Below are 16,266 nucleotides of genomic sequence, written 5' to 3'. Positions count from 1 at the left end.
CCATTTTTTTATGTCCTATATTTAGGTTTCATCTGTCTTAAATTTAATTTTTCTACGCTCATCAGTGTTTTTAAGAATAGTTAGTGGATTTTATTTTCCTTACTTTTACAAAATATGCTTAATAACAACAATCAACATTATATCTTAGCCAGTAAATCTCCTCGTAGGCACGAATTATTAAGAGGTATGGGCATAAATTTTGAAGTAGTAGATTTAGATGCAGATGAAAGTTACCCTTCAGATTTGCCATGCCATGAAGTTGCAGCATATATTTCAAGAAATAAGGCACAGGCTTATTTAGAAGCTATAACAAAACCAATTATTACTGCTGATACGATTGTTGTATTAAATAATGAAATATTAGGAAAACCAAAGGATAAAACGGAAGCAACTACAATGCTTAAGAAACTAAGCGGTTGTACCCATCAAGTTTATACTGGTGTTTCTATCAGAAATGTAAATAACCATATTCATACATTTACTGATTGTACAGAAGTTACCTTTAGAGAAGTTTTAGATCAAGAGATAGCGTTTTACATCGATAATTTTCATCCGTTTGATAAAGCTGGTAGCTACGGAATTCAAGACTGGTGGGGGTTAGTAGTGGTAAGTAATATCGTTGGGTCATATACCAATGTAATGGGATTGCCAACCGAAAAACTTTACCAAGCTTTAAATAGAATCTAATATCCCCATTTTTAAATCAAAACTAGTGGCTCTTAATTTTTGTATTTGAGTTTCTTCTAAGATTAGATTGGTTAACAAGGATGCTGCTACAATCATATCAACCCTTAAAGGAATTAATCCCTTAATTTTTGATCTTTCTTCGTGATTGGATTTACTCAACATACATGAAAGATTTTTGAATGCTACTAAATGTATATCTTCATAATTTTTTTCTAGTTGTTGAGCAGAATTTATAATTGAATAATAAGACTCAAATGCTCCAGCAGAACCTATTAACATGGAAGGATTGTATTTTTTACAATTATCAAATAGTTCTTTTAGTTCCAGCTTTAGTGTAGATTGGATTAATAAATTATCTTCAAAGGGGAGAGGGTCTAATAAAAAATACCTTTGCCACATTCTAGATGCCCCCAAATCATAGCTTTTTTTCCAATAAATTTGTTGTTCATCAGCAATTAGAAATTCGGTACTTCCACCTCCAATATCCATAATTAAACTCATTCCTTCAATGCTGCCAGATAATTTAACCGCATTGTAAATAAATGTAGCTTCAGTATCTCCTGAAATAATTTCTATTTCAAATCCGGTTTCTTGTTTAACTTTTTGAATAAAAGCATTTCCGTTATTTGCAGATCTAACAGCGGACGTAGCCATAATTCTAACCTTCTTTACATCGTATGCTTCAACTTTAGTCTTATAATTTTTTAGGGTTACTAGGGCTCTATTAATTGCATCTTCATTAATAATCCCATCATTTATAGTCTTTTCCCCCAATCTAACAGGGGAATTTTCCTTATGTAGAATTTTAATATCATTAAAATACCTTTCACCTATAATTAGATGAAAGGTATTTGTTCCCATGTCTATTGCTGCTATCCGCATTAGTTTTTATAAGTAAACCATTTAATCATTTCCTTAAAACTAGGTTTCTTACCGTACATTAAAATACCTACTCTGTAAATTTTTGATGCCAGCCAAACTGTGGCTAAAAAACCAACTATTAATAAAAATATAGATAATGCTAATTGCCAATCAGGAACACCATAAGGTAATCTTACAACCATAGCTATTGGCGATGTAAATGGAATAATTGATAACCAAAAAGCAATACTACCGTATGGATCGCTCGTAACTACACTTAAAGATAGTGTATATCCAAGCAAGAGTGGCAACATTACTGGCATCATAAATTGTTGAGTTTCTGTTTCGTTATCTACCGCAGAACCAATTGCTGCATAAAGTGCGCTATAAAAAAGATAACCTCCAAGGAAATAAAATAAAAATAGTCCAACAATTAAAGGAATATTTAATCCCTCTAAACTTTTTTGAATCTTTAAAACGGGGTTTTGTTCATTAATCTCATCAACAGCATCTTGAGGAAGTTGTGAAGTAGCTTGTGTTTGAGCACTTGTAACAGTTTTAGTAATCGATTCTTTATCAACCAATAAACTAACAGCTGCGGTAGAAATTGTCATGGTTAATACAATCCATAATATAAATTGAGTTAAGCCAACTAGTGCAATACCAATAATTTTTCCCATCATTAATTGGAATGGTTTAACCGAAGAAATCATTACCTCAATAATTCTATTGGTTTTTTCCTCAATCACACCTCTCATTACTTGTATTCCGTAAATCATAATGAAGATGAACATCATAATTCCCGCTACAATTGCAATCATAGTACTTGCGCCTGCACTAGAATTCTCTTCCTTACCTTTGTCGCCAATTTTCTTGGTTTCTATATCAACATTGGTTTTTAATTTATCGATATCGGCTTGTGAAATGCCTGAATTTTTAAGCTTTTGATCCTTAATTATACTTTCAATTTGATTAGAAATTTTTTGGCTTAAGGTAAGACTAGCTTGGTTATTTCCATATAATTCAATTCCTTTTGGTTTATCTAAACTAAATTCAGGTATATAGAGCAGGTAATCGAAAGCTTCCTTTTTTAACTCTGATTTAGCTTTTTCTAAGTCGGTATTTAAATATATAAACTCAAAATTTTCATTTGAATTTAGTTTTGATTCTAAGGCTGTATTGTTGCTAATTACTCCAATTTTATCAAAACCAGAGTTTGCACCAACTATAGAGAAATAAATAATCAAGCCATAAAAACCAGCTATTAATAAAGGCGTAAGTAAAGTCATTACAATGAACGATTTTTTCTTTACGCGCGATAAATATTCACGTTGAATGATTAATAAAATTTTGTTCATATGCTTTGATTTTTAACTTTATCAATAAATATTTCATTCATAGAAGGGATTACCTCTTCTAATCGATTTATAGATACTTGTGGTAATAATTGGGTTAATAATTGATTGGGAGTGAAATTATTTTTCAATTTTAATTTCACAATTTGAGCATGCTTAACTTGTTGTTGTTCTAAAATTTCGACTTCATTACTTAAATTTTGGAAATTAAATTCGCCCGAAAATTCAATTAAGTAAGTGTTATTTCTGTACGCTGCTTTTATAGATTCTACCGATCCATCTAATATTTTTTTAGATTTATTAATTAAGCCGATATTGTCGCAAAGCTCCTCCACGCTTTCCATTCTATGGGTTGAAAAGATAAAAGTTGTGCCTTTTTTGTTTAATTCTAGGATTTCATTTTTAATTACATCGGCATTTACTGGGTCGAATCCAGAGAAAGGCTCATCTAAAATTATAAGTTCTGGATTATGAAGAATGGTGGCTACAAATTGTACTTTTTGCTGCATACCTTTACTTAAGTCTTCAACTTTCTTGTTCCACCAAGAGGCCATTTCTAATTTTTCGAACCAATATTTTAATCTTTTAGTGGCTTCGGCAGTATTTAGACCTTTTAATCGTGCTAGGTATAGAACTTGTTCGCCGATTTCCATTTTTTTATACAAACCACGTTCTTCTGGTAAGTAACCAATTTGGTTTATATGGCTCGAATCTAATTTTTCTCCGTTGAATAAAACAGATCCGCTGTCTGGACCAGTTATTTGAGTTATAATTCTAATTAATGATGTTTTTCCTGCGCCATTTGGACCTAACAAGCCATATATTTTACCTTGTTCAACCTCCAAACTTACATCGTCGAGGGCACGATGATTCGCATATTGTTTTACAATATTTTGGACCTTTAGCATATGTTTAGTTTATTAATTTATGGATTTTGATGCTAATTTAGGTTAATTGTTACATCAATATGTTAATCTTTAAGCTAAACTTTTGCACAATTACAAAAGATATATATTTAATATTAATATGGAAAAAATGAGGAAAAAAAAACACCCAAAATTTAATTTTGGGTGTTCATTTTAATTTTTTTTAATTCTTTAGGCTTCTTGGTGTAACCAAGCTTTTTTTGCTAATAATTCTTCTTCTGTTTCTCTTACATCTTCATCATCCACACAACAATCTACCGGACAGACAGCTGCGCATTGCGGTTCGTCATGAAAACCTTTACATTCTGTACATTTTTCGGAAACAATAAAATAAATTTCATCAGAAATTGCATCCATAGAAGCATCAGCATCTATTTCTTCTGATTTGAAACTAATTAAACCTGAAAGATTTGTGCCGTCAGAAAATCGCCATGCAGTACCTGCATCATATATCGCATTGTTTGGACATTCAGGTTCGCAGGCCCCACAATTGATACATTCGTCTGTTATTTTAATTGCCATTCTACTTTAATCAAATGCTAAGTTTAACTTTGCATTGCAAATATATCAATAATTGTTTAAAAAATATTCAATATGAATACCAACATACGCAATACTTTTATCGAATTTGGGAAGATTTTACGTGCTTCTAATTCTGAAATAGAAAACGCAATAAATAGTGCTCAACATTCAAATGCTTGGTTTACACCAGAAATGGTTCGAAAATCAATAGTTTCATTTGGTGACATGCTTTCTGAAGAAAAAGTAGATGCTTGGTTTAAAAGTATACCTGAAAATGACAATTCAAAAAGAGTAGGATTAATTTTAGCAGGTAATATTCCAATGGTAGGTTTGCACGATTTACTTTGTGTACTGGCTACAGGAAATTATGCGGTTGTAAAATTGTCGTCTTCTGATGATAAATTAATTCCATTGATGGTGAAAATTTTAGTAGAAATTCAACCAGAAATAGCTAAGAAAATAGAGTTTACAGATAGATTGATGAATTTTGATGCTGTAATAGCTACGGGTAGTAATAATTCGTCAAGATATTTTGATTATTATTTTGGAAAGGTACCTCATATAATCAGAAAAAATAGAACGAGCATTGCTGTAATTTCTGGAAATGAAAGCGCAGAAGAACTTCAAAATTTAGGGAATGATATTTTTGATTATTTTGGGTTGGGCTGTAGAAATGTGTCTAAAATATACTTGCCAGAAGGGTATAAGATTAGTAAATTTTTCGAAGCTATAGAGCACTTTCAGCCTATTATTAATCATTTTAAATACAATAATAATTACGATTACAACAAATCTATTTATCTGGTAAATGGGGTTGTGCATTTCGATAATGGATTTTTGTTGGTAAAGGAGGATAGTGGTTTTATATCTCCATTGGCAGTTTTATTTTATGAAAATTATAAATCTTTAGAAGATTTGGAAAGTAAAATACTTAATAATAGTGCTCAAATTCAATGCATAGTAGGTCATGCTAATATGTTTTCAAAATTAAATACAGTAAATTTTGGGAAAAGTCAATCTCCAGAATTAACGGATTATGCTGATAACATAAATACTATTGAATTTTTGATTGGATTAAACAATTAATATTCGTTGTTCTTTGTAGTAAGTTTTTATGATTTTATGCTATATAAATCTTATTTTTGACCATAATGTATATTGTAAAGGTTAAAGGCATTGCCAAAATTCCAGATTATGTTCAATTAAGGGATGAAAAATTCACTTTATTGGCATATTTTAGGGTAGACAGGCCTGATAAATCTTTGGAAAAGTTAGGATTGGGAGAACAACAAGATCAAATTATGAAGCTTATTGAAACACTTCCATTCGGTAAAATTGAAAAATTAGATATATAACATGACAAACCAACCAGTTATTACCCTTAGAAACGTAGATGTATTTCAGCAGAAACATTTGGTATTATCTAATGTAGACTTGACAGTAAATAAAGGGGACTTTTTATTTCTTATTGGTCAAACTGGATCTGGAAAGAGTAGTTTATTAAAGGTTATATATGGTGATTTACATATTGGAAATGGAAATGGTGAGGTAGCAGGGTTTAATTTAAAAACTTTAGCAGAAAAAGATGTTCCGTTTTTAAGAAGAAAACTGGGTATTGTTTTCCAGGATTTTCAATTACTTACTGATAGAACTGTAGAGAAAAACCTTGAGTTTGTATTGCGTTCTACAGGTTGGAAAGATGCTTCATTAATAGCAGAACGTATAAAAGATGTTTTAGATAAAGTAGGTTTAAGAAGTAAAATCCGCAAAATGCCTCACGAATTATCAGGAGGTGAGCAGCAGAGAATAGTAATTGCAAGAGCATTATTAAATAACCCAGAAATTATTTTGGCGGATGAACCAACGGGTAATTTGGATCCTGAAACGTCTGAAGAAATTGTACAATTGTTGTTGCAAATTAGCTCTATGGGTACAACAGTGATTATGGCTACGCATAATTATCAAATAATTAAAACTTTCCCTTCTCGAATTATAAAATGCGAGGGTGGTGTGGTACATCAAGATGCCACAATCGTCTAATAAAACACCAAAAATCAGTCATTCTGTACAGTCTTTAGTCAATATGTCTGCCACGTTGGCGGGTTTTTTGTGTTGGCAATAAAATTGATTCGTACAATAAAAAAACAATAATGTTCAATAAGAAGAAAAATAAAGTGAAGAACGAAATGAATCAAGAACAGGAGCCATTAAAAGAAAATACAATTGAAAATACACCTGTTGAAGAAAATGTTACTCCTGAAATTTCAGTTGAAGAGAAATTAGAGCAAGAAAAAGCGGAGTTAAACGATAAATTTATACGTTTATTTGCTGAATTTGATAATTATAAAAGACGTACTCAAAAGGAACGTGTAGAGCTATTACAAACAGCTGGAAAAGATGTTATTGTTTCTTTGTTACCTGTTTTAGATGATTTTGATAGAGCGTTAAAAGCTACAGAAGCTGAAATGGATAGTCCGATTAGAGAAGGGGTAGTTTTAATACATAATAAACTGAATTCTATTTTAGGACAAAAAGGTTTAAAAGAAATTGAGAGCAATAATGCAGATTTTGATACTGATTTACATGAAGCTTTATCGAATATCCCTGCTCCTTCAGAAGAATTGAAAGGAAAAGTAATTGATACTTTAGAGAAGGGGTATATGCTTAATGATAAAGTTATCCGTTTTTCTAAAGTTGTAGTCGGTAGTTAATCATCAGGCATAGCCTTTTATAAATAAGAAAATGAGCAAGAGAGATTTCTATGATATTTTAGGTGTTACTAAAAGTGCATCTGCTGATGAGATCAAAAAAGCCTACAGAAAGTTGGCGATAAAGTATCACCCAGATAAAAATCCGGGTGATAAAGCTGCTGAAGAAAAGTTTAAAGAAGCAGCAGAAGCATATGAAATTTTAAGTAATCCAGAAAAGAAACAGCGATATGACCAATTTGGTCATGCTGGCATGGGAGGCGCAGGTGGTGGCGGTGGTCAATACGGCGGCTCTATGAATATGGAGGATATTTTTAGTCAGTTTGGCGATATTTTTGGCGGTGGCGGAAGTCCTTTTGATAGCTTTTTTGGTGGTGGCCAACGTGGCGGTGGAAGAAGAGTTGTAAAAGGAAGTAATCTTAGAATCAAAGTTAAGCTTACGTTAGAAGAGATTTCTAATGGCACCGAAAAGAAAATTAAAGTTAACAAGCAGATTTCTTGTAAATCATGTAATGGAACTGGAGCAAAAGATAAATCTTCTGTAAGTACTTGTGGTACTTGTGGAGGTAGTGGTGCGGTAAGAAAAGTTACCAATACAATTCTTGGTCAAATGCAAACTACAGCTACTTGTCCAAATTGTAATGGTAGTGGTCAACAAATTACAGCAAAATGTAATTCTTGTCATGGTGATGGGGTAGTGAGAGGAGAAGAAACCATAACCATTAATATTCCTGCTGGAGTTAGTGATGGTATGCAATTAAGTATGAGCGGTAAAGGAAATGCTGCTCCAAATGGAGGGATTCCGGGCGACTTAATTATTTTGATTGAAGAAATACCTCATGAAACTTTAAAAAGAGAAGGGAATAACGTTGTTTATGACCTACATTTAAATTTTGTTGATGCAGCTTTAGGGATGAGTGTAGAAGTACCTACTATAGATGGTAAGGCAAAAATTAAAATTGAACCAGGTACTCAAAGTGGAAAATTATTAAGACTTAAAGGAAAAGGTATTCCTGAAGTAAATAGTTACCATAGAGGTGATCAGATTATTCATATTAATATATGGACACCAAAAGCTTTAAATGCTGAAGAGCGAGCAATTTTAGAAAAATTAAGAGACTCTTCGAACTTTAAACCTCAGCCAGGTAAAAATGATAAAAGTTTCTTCGAAAGAATGAAAGAATATTTTGAATAATATAAATCCCGCAAATACTGCGGGATTTTTTGTTTCTAGTGAAAATATTATCAATGGGGTGTAAATTATACATCAAGTATAGCTCCAATAAGTAATTTTAAGTAGTTTTAAATTTCAATTCAATTTATTTGATGGATTTAGTTTTTGGAATTTGTAATATAGCAGTTGCTCCACTTCGCTCAGATAAAAGCGATAGAGCCGAAATGGTATCTCAACTACTTTTCGGCGATTTTGTGGAAGTTTTAGGTGTAGAAGATAATTGGTGTTTGGTTGAAAATGCGGCCGATAACTACCAAGGTTGGATGGATTTTAAGCAACTTACACCAATTTCTGAAAAAGATTATATATTGCTAAAAGAGCAATTTACGTTAGCTCCTTTACAATTTGATAATGTAATTAAATGTCCTGACGGTTCTATTATCCATTTAAACCCCGGATCTAATTTGCCGTTTTTTTCTAATGCTACTTGCATTCTAGGTGATGCTACTTATTCTGTAGAATTTACACCTTTAAGCTCACCAATAAATAGTGAAAAAATAGAAACCACTGCTAAATTTTTTCTAAATGCACCATATTTATGGGGTGGCAGGAATATTTTAGGAATAGATTGTTCTGGTTTTACTCAGGTGGTATTTAAACTTCATGGAATAAATTTAAAAAGAGATGCTAGTATGCAAGCAGAAAATGGCGAATTGGTAGCATTTCTAACTGAAGGAAGATTGGGAGATTTAGCGTTTTTTGATAATGAGGAGGGTAAAATCACACATGTTGGAATCTTGCTAAACAATCATGAGATTATCCATGCATCTGGTAAAGTTAGAATAGATCCAATTGATGATCAGGGAATTTATAATAAGGATCTAGGAAAATATACCCATAAACTGAGAATTATAAGACGAATGTTTTAATCCCAAATATGAATTAAGCAATCGTCGCCTGTTGATATTAATTGCTTTCCATCTTTAGTCCAAATTAAGTCGTTTACCGAGTGTTTATGTCCAATACCTAGTTTTTCAAGGCTTAAAATTTTAAATAGTTTAAAGTTTTCTGCATCCCAAATTTTAATGCTTTTATCCTGACTAGCGGTAGCAAATATGGGTAGAGTGGGGTGGAAGGCTATTTTATAAATAGAATTCATATGAGCAGGGATTTGCTTTATTAATTTATAATCCTTAGTGTCCCAAATTTTTAATTGAGCATCTCGTCCACCTGATATTAAATAATCGCCATTTGGATGGAAAGAGATGCTTGTTGTTGAAGGGAGATGTGCTTCAAATGAATTTATAATACTATAGTCATTGGTATTTACAATAATAATTCTATTGTCTTTACACGCAAGTGCAATAATGTTTTCTTCGGGATGAACCCCTATTTTTCTAATGGTTTGGTTTGATAAAGGGATTCTTTTTATTTCTTTAAAATCACTTAACGACCAAATACTAATACTTCCATCTTCACTACAAACCAATAATTCATTTTTATTTTTAAGAATTTTTATATCAAATATTGGTTTTTGATGAATGATCTCATTCCAAACTAATTTTTGGTCAATAAAATTAAAACAAGTTATCTTTCCGCTTCTTTCTCCAGCAAATAGAAGATGTTCGTGACTGCATAAGCAATAAGCTGATGAATTTATTGGCCATTTTACCATAATAAATTCCATTTTATTTAAACTCCATTCAACAATACCTTTATCGTTTCCTGCACTAAATAATATTCCAGGTTTTGCGGATTCTGCCAATGCATAAATTGGATTACGATGACCAGTTAATGTTGTGTGTAGTTTGAACATAAGTTGCTATTAGTTCGCTTGAACGTGCCTGTTTTTTAAATTTAATCCTATTTCTTCCAAAGATATGCCCTTTTCTTTTAATAGAACTAATAAATGGAAAAGGAGATCAGAACTTTCGTTTATTAAATGCTCTCTACTTTCTGCTAATGCAGCAATTACTGTTTCTACCCCTTCTTCTCCTACTTTTTGGGCAATTTTGTTGAGTCCTTTTTCTCTTAATTTATTTACGTAAGAATCTTGATTAGGGTGGTTATACCTGCTGTTAATGATGTTTTCTAGTTCAAAAAGAAAAGATTTGTCGTTAGTTAAATTAAAACAGTTTTTACTGCCTGTATGACAAGTTGGACCATTTGGCGTTGCAAAAATCAATAAAGTGTCCTGATCGCAGTCTAAGTGTATCTTGTTTACCATTAAATAGTTGCCACTCGATTCTCCTTTAGTCCACAATCTATTTTTTGATCTTGAAAAAAAAGTTACACGGTTTTCTTCTATAGTTTTTTGATAGGCTTCTTCATTCATATAACCTAGCATAAGTACTTCTAGGGTTGTAAAATCCTGAATGATAACAGGAATTAATCCTTCACCTTTTTCGAAATTTATATTCATATTCTTACGGGTATATTATTGTTAAGCATATTCTTTTTTAAAATGGGAATATTAATTTCCCTGAAATGGAACACAGAAGCTGCTAATGCTGCATCTACATTAGTTTCTTTAAAGACATCAATAAAGTGCTGTTCACTACCTGCTCCACCTGAAGCAATAACAGGAATTTTAAGTGTTTCACATACGATTTTTAAAGTTGGAATATCGAATCCATTCTTTGTTCCATCTTTATCCATTGAGGTCAGTAAAATTTCACCTGCACCTAAACTTTCTGCTTTTTTTAGCCAATCTATGGTATTCCAATCTGTAGGCAGCGTTCCGCCATTAAGAAAAATACGTTGTGAATTTTCTATTTGCTTACTATCTGCTGCCACTACTACAAACTGACTTCCAAATTCTTTAGCTAATTCTTCAATTAAAATTGGATTTTTAACAGCCGCTGAGTTAATAGAAATTTTATCGGCACCTGCTTCTAATAAATTTCCAGCATCTTTTAGGCTAGAAATTCCTCCACCAATAGTAAATGGAATACTAACCACTCTTGCCACCTCTTTTGCCAATGAAATCATAGTTTTTCTTTTTTCATTGGTAGCAGAAATATCAAGGAAAACTAATTCGTCTGCACCTTGATGAGAATAAACTTCAGCTAATTGAACAGGATCGCCTGCATCTTTCAGTCCTTCGAAATTTACACCTTTTACAGTTCTTCCAACTTTAACATCTAAGCAGGCAATAATTCGTTTAGTAAGATTAGTTATGTGAGAATTATTGTCCATTTTATAGTGTAGTCATAGTTTTTAAATTCCATTCTTTTATCTCTTCGATAGATATTTTATCTTCATAAATAGCTTTTCCAACCACACAACTACTAATTCTTAGTGCATCTAATTGTTTTATATCTTCCATACTAGCGATTCCACCAGAGGCAATTAACTTTATAATAGGGGCGTAATTCATAAGCTTTTCATATAGGTCAACCGCTGTTCCGCCTAATTTTCCGTCCTTACTTATGTCGGTACATAAAAACCTAAAGAACCCTAATCTTAAACATTTGTCTATATAATCGTACAGCTTTATCGGTGAGCTTTCTAGCCAGCCATTATATTTTATCACCTCATCCAATACGTCAATTGCAATTACAATTCTGTTTGCATAGTCTTGTTGTTGTGATAAATCTTTTCTTAGATCATCTAGAAAATTAGGTTCAGTTATAGCTTGAGTACCCACAATAACGCGATAAATACCTGCATCTAAAAGGTTTTTCACTTGTTCAATACTTCTAATCCCTCCGCCATATTGAATCTTCATATCTGTTTTTTTGATCAGGTCAAATAAGAGCTTTTGGTTTGAAAAATCTCCTTTTGCGCCATTCAAATCAATAATATGAATCATATCAGTTCCATGACTTCTATACTTTTCAATCATCTCGCTAATGGAGATGTTGTACACTGTTTTTTGGTTATAATCCCCTTCAGAAAGTCTTACAACTTTTCCGTCCAAGATATCTATTGCAGGAATGATATACATAATTATAAGTTTTGGAAGTTAAATAATAATTGTTCGCCTGCATTCCCAGATTTTTCTGGGTGGAATTGCACACCATAGAAATTGTCTCTTTGGATTGCTGCGGCAAACTCTACACCGTGTTTTGTTGTTGCTATACTGTAAATGTCTTGATTTTCAACATAATACGAATGAACAAAATAAAAATGGCTATTAGTTTTTATATTTAAAAATAAATCATTGTGCTGGTAATTAACCTCATTCCAGCCCATATGAGGAATTTTTATATCTAGATTTGCAGGAAAACGCTTAGTATTTAATGGAAAAAGTTGTAATAAATTAGAATTACCTTCTTCTGAAAATTGAGTTAACAATTGCATACCTACACAGATTCCTAAAACAGGCTTTTTTAAATTTTTTATTGCTTCTACCAAGCCCGAATTCTGTAATTCCATCATACATTTTCCTGCGTGACCAACACCTGGGATAATAATATGCGTAAATTTGTCGAAATCTTCAGGCACGTTAATCATACCATAAGGCACGTTAACTCTATTTAAAGCCGATTTAAGCGAGAAAATATTGCCACCCCCGTAATTTACTATCCCAATAATATTTTTATTCATTATAATAATCCTTTGGTACTGGGTAAGAACATTTTATCTGGATCTTGCTTAATTGCCATTTTAATAGCTTTTGCAAATGCTTTGAAAATAGCTTCAATTTTATGGTGTTCGTTTTCACCTTCGGCCTTAATGTTTAGATTACATTTTGCAGCATCACTAAATGATTTAAAAAAATGGAAGAACATTTCTGTAGGTACATCACCAATGCGTTCCCTTTTAAATTCGGCGTCCCAAACTAGCCAATTTCTACCTCCAAAATCTAATGCAACAGTTGCTAAGCAATCGTCCATAGGTAAACAGAATCCATACCTTTCTATTCCTAATTTATTACCTAAAGCCTTTTGGAAGGCCTCTCCCAAAGCTAAACCGGAATCTTCAATCGTATGGTGTTCATCGATATGTAAATCGCCCACAGCCTTTATATTTAGGTCTATTAGGCCGTGTTTTGCAATCTGTTCTAACATATGATTGAAAAAATTAAGTCCAGTAGAGATTTCAGATTTACCAGAACCATTAAGATTGAGCTCAATTTTTATATCGGTTTCATTGGTAACTCTACTTATTTCGACCTTTCTATCCTTGCTTTTTAGAAATTGATAGATTTTATCCCAATCTGATGATTGAAGTGCAACTGAATCTTCTATATTTTGCAAATCCATCCCTTCATTGGCGCCTAAATTATCATCATTTCTAAGCCATAGAGCTTTTATGCCCAAGTTTTTGGCAAGTAAAACATCGTTAAATCTATCTCCAATCACATAAGATTCATCCTTATTAAAACCTTCATTTATTAGGTTTATTAGTAAACCTAAACCTGGTTTACGGGTGGGTAAGTTATCTTTTGCGAAGGTTCGGTCAATAAATTGTTCTTCAAATATCACCCCTTCATTTGCGTAAGTATTAATGATAAAATTATGGATCGAATTGAATTTATCTTCTGGGTATATTTCCGTTCCTAAACCATCTTGGTTGGTTACCATTACAAGTTTAAAATCCATCTCTTTTGCGATTTTCGCTAAATTAGAGATCGCTTTCGGATAAAACTTTAACTTCTCAAAAGCGTCAATTTGTTCGTCTGGAGATTCTTCTATTAATGTACCATCTCGGTCTATAAATAATATTTTTTTCATGTTAGGCTACATTATAACGAGTTAAACAAGCAATAAGTTTTTCATTTTCTTGAGGTGTTCCAATTGAAATTCGGAGCGTGTTTTCACACATTTCAATTGATGATCTATTTCTAACTATTATGCCGTTTTCTAATAAATAATTGTAAACTGCATTGGCATCATTAAACTTTACCAGCAGAAAATTTGCATCGGATGGATATACATTAACTACGAAATCTAATTTTATTAAATTGTCTTTCAATAACTCTCTTTCTGCAACTGTTTCCTTAATCCAGCTATTTATTAGCGGTAAATTATCTAAAGCTTCAACAGCTAATTTTTGAGTTACTTCACTCAAATTATAAGGAGGTTTTACTTTGTTTAAGATTTCAATTAAAGGCAATGAACCAAAAGCCATTCCTATTCTTAGTCCAGCCAAACCCCATGCTTTTGAGAAAGTTTGCAATACAACCAGATTTGGATATTCGGTTAATTCATTTATAATTGAGTATTGCTTTGAATAATTAATATAGGCTTCATCCACTACTACAAGTCCTTGAAAATTATTTAATAAGGTCTCTATATCTAATTTTTTAATTGAATTACCTGTAGGGTTATTTGGCGAGCATATAAACACAACTTTTGTGTTTGAATTGATGGTTTCGGCGATATTATTTAAATCGAGTTGGAAATCTGGAGTTAAGGAAACCCGTTTTATTTCTACGTTGTTTAATTGAGCTGAAACCTCATACATCCCATAAGTTGGTGTCATAATAATAATATTATCTTGTTTAGGCTCGCAAAAAGCTCGAATAATTAAGTCGATTGCTTCATCGCTTCCATTTCCAATAAAGATATGCTTAGGAGGAATACCCTTTATTTGCGCGATACGCTCCTTCAGAGCCGCTTGAATAGGATCAGGGTACCTGTTGTGTGCTTGGGGCAGGGGGGAGCCGTAGGGGTTCTCATTTGCGTCCAAAAATATTTCTGCATTACCTTTAAACTCTGCTCTTGCGGTGGAATAAGGTTTAAGCTGTTTTATATTATCTCTTTGTAAATCTTGTATATCCATTTTATTTTAAACGTAATGTAACTGAGTTTTTGTGTGCTTGTAAGCCTTCGGCTTCTGCTAATATCTCAATTGTGTTGCCTAAATTGTTAATTCCTTCTTTATTAATCTTTTGAAACGTGATTTTTTTTAAAAAACTGTCAACAGATACCCCAGAATATGCCTTTGCATTACCGGCGGTAGGTAAAGTATGATTAGTTCCAGAAGCATAATCACCAGCACTTTCAGGGGTGTAATTTCCTAAGAATACAGATCCTGCGTTAATAATGAGATGAGTATAACTTTCTGGGTTGTTAACGGCTAAGATTAAATGTTCTGGAGCGTATTCGTTGCTGAAAGAAAATCCATCTTCTAATCGATCAATTAGAACGCCATAAGAGTTTTTCAATGCGTTTAATGCGATCTCTTTACGCGGCAAATTTGTAAATTGTTCTGCAATAGCTCGATTTGTTTTATCTAAAATATCACTTGAGGTGGAAACTAAAACAACTTGACTATCAGATCCATGTTCTGCTTGTGCTAATAGGTCGGCTGCTAAAAATTCAGGATTTGCAAACTCATCAGCTATGATTAGAACTTCTGATGGGCCAGCTGGTAAATCAATAGCCGTCCATTTTTGGACCAACGATTTTGCGAAATTAACATATCGATTTCCAGGGCCAAATATTTTATAAACTTTAGGTATAGAAGGTGTGCCAAATGCCATAGCGCCAATAGCTTGCGCGCCTCCGGCTAAGTAAATTTTATCAATACCTAGGCTAATGGCACAGAAAGCTATAGCGGGATTAACTAAGCCCTTATCATTGGGTGGGGTGCAAACAACTATGTCCTTGCAACCAGCAATTAAAGCAGGAATTGCCAACATTAAAAATGTACTTGGTAGTACAGCAGAGCCTCCTGGGACATACAAGCCTACTTTTTCAATCGCTCTGTTTTCTCTCCAACAAACAACTCCTTTGGTGGTTTCAATTCTCTCTTCCTTAATAAGTTGTGTTTGGTGGAATTTTTTGATGTTAGTTATGGCCGTTTTAATGGCAAGCTGTAAATCCTCACTCACTTTTGAGGCCAATTCTTGAAGAGTACTCAGTTCTAGATATAAATTATCTCCATTATAATTATCGAATCTTTTATTGCATGATTTTAAATACTCGTCGCCGTCAGATTTTACCCCTTCTAAAATAACTTTTACATCAACTTCTATGTCTTTATCGTCCGTTAATGCTCTCGAGCTTATTTCTTCAATTTTTGATTTAGATAACTCTTTTAAGTTGTAGATTTTAAGCATATTATATTTTTAATTTAAC

At 32.6% G+C, this 16,266-nt stretch carries 19 protein-coding genes; 7 read left to right on the top strand and 12 right to left on the bottom strand.

Annotated features, from left to right (window positions below):
• The first annotated feature begins 114 nt into the window (after nt 1-114).
• On the top strand, nt 115-687 hold the full coding sequence (locus VRU49_RS11095; RefSeq protein WP_330146852.1) for a Maf family protein: 573 nt from the start codon (nt 115-117) through the stop codon (nt 685-687).
• Here VRU49_RS11095 and VRU49_RS11090 read toward each other — a convergent pair.
• The 4 genes from VRU49_RS11090 to VRU49_RS11075 all read right to left on the bottom strand — a co-directional run bounded on the left by VRU49_RS11090 (nt 673) and on the right by VRU49_RS11075 (nt 4,351).
• Nucleotides 673-1,569, bottom strand: a complete 897-nt coding sequence (locus VRU49_RS11090; protein ID WP_330146851.1) for a Ppx/GppA phosphatase family protein — start codon at nt 1,567-1,569, stop codon at nt 673-675. The two genes, VRU49_RS11095 and VRU49_RS11090, sit on opposite strands and share 15 nt — an antisense overlap.
• A complete protein-coding gene (locus tag VRU49_RS11085; protein ID WP_330146850.1) occupies nt 1,569-2,906 on the bottom strand; it encodes an ABC transporter permease in 1,338 nt (445 codons plus the stop codon). The genes VRU49_RS11090 and VRU49_RS11085 overlap by 1 nt, the downstream gene beginning before the upstream one ends.
• Nucleotides 2,903-3,811, bottom strand: a complete 909-nt coding sequence (locus VRU49_RS11080; protein WP_330146849.1) for an ABC transporter ATP-binding protein — start codon at nt 3,809-3,811, stop codon at nt 2,903-2,905. The genes VRU49_RS11085 and VRU49_RS11080 overlap by 4 nt, the downstream gene beginning before the upstream one ends.
• 189 nt (nt 3,812-4,000) lie before the next feature.
• Nucleotides 4,001-4,351 (bottom strand): 4Fe-4S dicluster domain-containing protein, encoded by a 351-nt coding sequence (locus VRU49_RS11075; RefSeq protein WP_330146848.1) that lies wholly within the window; start codon nt 4,349-4,351, stop codon nt 4,001-4,003.
• A 72-nt stretch (nt 4,352-4,423) separates the two neighbouring features.
• Here VRU49_RS11075 and VRU49_RS11070 point away from each other — a divergent pair, with 72 nt between their 5' ends.
• The 6 genes from VRU49_RS11070 to VRU49_RS11045 all read left to right on the top strand — a co-directional run bounded on the left by VRU49_RS11070 (nt 4,424) and on the right by VRU49_RS11045 (nt 9,162).
• On the top strand, nt 4,424-5,437 hold the full coding sequence (locus tag VRU49_RS11070) for an aldehyde dehydrogenase family protein (protein ID WP_330146847.1): 1,014 nt from the start codon (nt 4,424-4,426) through the stop codon (nt 5,435-5,437).
• Between the two features lie 65 nt (nt 5,438-5,502).
• The gene (locus VRU49_RS11065) at nt 5,503-5,706 is read left to right on the top strand and encodes a fructose-6-phosphate aldolase (protein ID WP_330146846.1); all 204 of its coding nucleotides are present in this window, start codon (nt 5,503-5,505) and stop codon (nt 5,704-5,706) included.
• Between the two features lies 1 nt (nt 5,707).
• Nucleotides 5,708-6,391: a cell division ATP-binding protein FtsE gene (locus VRU49_RS11060; protein WP_330146845.1), complete on the top strand. Its 684-nt coding sequence runs from the start codon at nt 5,708-5,710 to the stop codon at nt 6,389-6,391.
• Between the two features lie 110 nt (nt 6,392-6,501).
• On the top strand, nt 6,502-7,062 hold the full coding sequence (locus VRU49_RS11055) for a nucleotide exchange factor GrpE (RefSeq protein WP_330146844.1): 561 nt from the start codon (nt 6,502-6,504) through the stop codon (nt 7,060-7,062).
• A 31-nt stretch (nt 7,063-7,093) separates the two neighbouring features.
• The gene (dnaJ, locus tag VRU49_RS11050) at nt 7,094-8,254 is read left to right on the top strand and encodes a molecular chaperone DnaJ (RefSeq protein ID WP_330146843.1); all 1,161 of its coding nucleotides are present in this window, start codon (nt 7,094-7,096) and stop codon (nt 8,252-8,254) included.
• A 131-nt stretch (nt 8,255-8,385) separates the two neighbouring features.
• Entirely contained in the window at nt 8,386-9,162 is a 777-nt protein-coding gene (locus VRU49_RS11045) for a C40 family peptidase (protein WP_330146842.1), read from the top strand.
• Here the strand turns inward: VRU49_RS11045 and VRU49_RS11040 are convergent.
• Genes VRU49_RS11040 through hisD form a run of 8 tightly spaced genes read right to left on the bottom strand, consistent with a single transcriptional unit; the run spans nt 9,159 to nt 16,247 of the window.
• Nucleotides 9,159-10,049: a WD40 repeat domain-containing protein gene (locus tag VRU49_RS11040; RefSeq protein ID WP_330146841.1), complete on the bottom strand. Its 891-nt coding sequence runs from the start codon at nt 10,047-10,049 to the stop codon at nt 9,159-9,161. The two genes, VRU49_RS11045 and VRU49_RS11040, sit on opposite strands and share 4 nt — an antisense overlap.
• A gap of 9 nt (nt 10,050-10,058) precedes the next feature.
• On the bottom strand, nt 10,059-10,655 hold the full coding sequence (hisIE, locus tag VRU49_RS11035) for a bifunctional phosphoribosyl-AMP cyclohydrolase/phosphoribosyl-ATP diphosphatase HisIE (protein ID WP_330146840.1): 597 nt from the start codon (nt 10,653-10,655) through the stop codon (nt 10,059-10,061).
• On the bottom strand, nt 10,652-11,431 hold the full coding sequence (hisF, locus tag VRU49_RS11030; protein WP_330146839.1) for an imidazole glycerol phosphate synthase subunit HisF: 780 nt from the start codon (nt 11,429-11,431) through the stop codon (nt 10,652-10,654). The genes hisIE and hisF overlap by 4 nt, the downstream gene beginning before the upstream one ends.
• 1 nt (nt 11,432) lies before the next feature.
• On the bottom strand, nt 11,433-12,182 hold the full coding sequence (locus VRU49_RS11025) for a 1-(5-phosphoribosyl)-5-[(5-phosphoribosylamino)methylideneamino]imidazole-4-carboxamide isomerase (RefSeq protein ID WP_330146838.1): 750 nt from the start codon (nt 12,180-12,182) through the stop codon (nt 11,433-11,435).
• Between the two features lie 2 nt (nt 12,183-12,184).
• On the bottom strand, nt 12,185-12,772 hold the full coding sequence (gene hisH / locus VRU49_RS11020) for an imidazole glycerol phosphate synthase subunit HisH (RefSeq protein WP_330146929.1): 588 nt from the start codon (nt 12,770-12,772) through the stop codon (nt 12,185-12,187).
• Between the two features lie 11 nt (nt 12,773-12,783).
• Nucleotides 12,784-13,914: a bifunctional histidinol-phosphatase/imidazoleglycerol-phosphate dehydratase HisB gene (gene hisB / locus VRU49_RS11015; protein WP_330146837.1), complete on the bottom strand. Its 1,131-nt coding sequence runs from the start codon at nt 13,912-13,914 to the stop codon at nt 12,784-12,786.
• 1 nt (nt 13,915) lies between these two features.
• Entirely contained in the window at nt 13,916-14,965 is a 1,050-nt protein-coding gene (gene hisC, locus VRU49_RS11010; protein WP_330146836.1) for a histidinol-phosphate transaminase, read from the bottom strand.
• A 1-nt stretch (nt 14,966) separates the two neighbouring features.
• A complete protein-coding gene (gene hisD, locus VRU49_RS11005; RefSeq protein WP_330146835.1) occupies nt 14,967-16,247 on the bottom strand; it encodes a histidinol dehydrogenase in 1,281 nt (426 codons plus the stop codon).
• Nucleotides 16,248-16,266: the final 19 nt, after the last annotated feature.

The sequence above is a fragment of the Pedobacter flavus genome (assembly GCF_036324285.1).
GTDB lineage: Bacteria > Bacteroidota > Bacteroidia > Sphingobacteriales > Sphingobacteriaceae > Pedobacter > Pedobacter flavus.
Note: the sequence above shows the minus strand (reverse complement) of the source record. Positions and strands in the feature narration are given on the sequence as shown.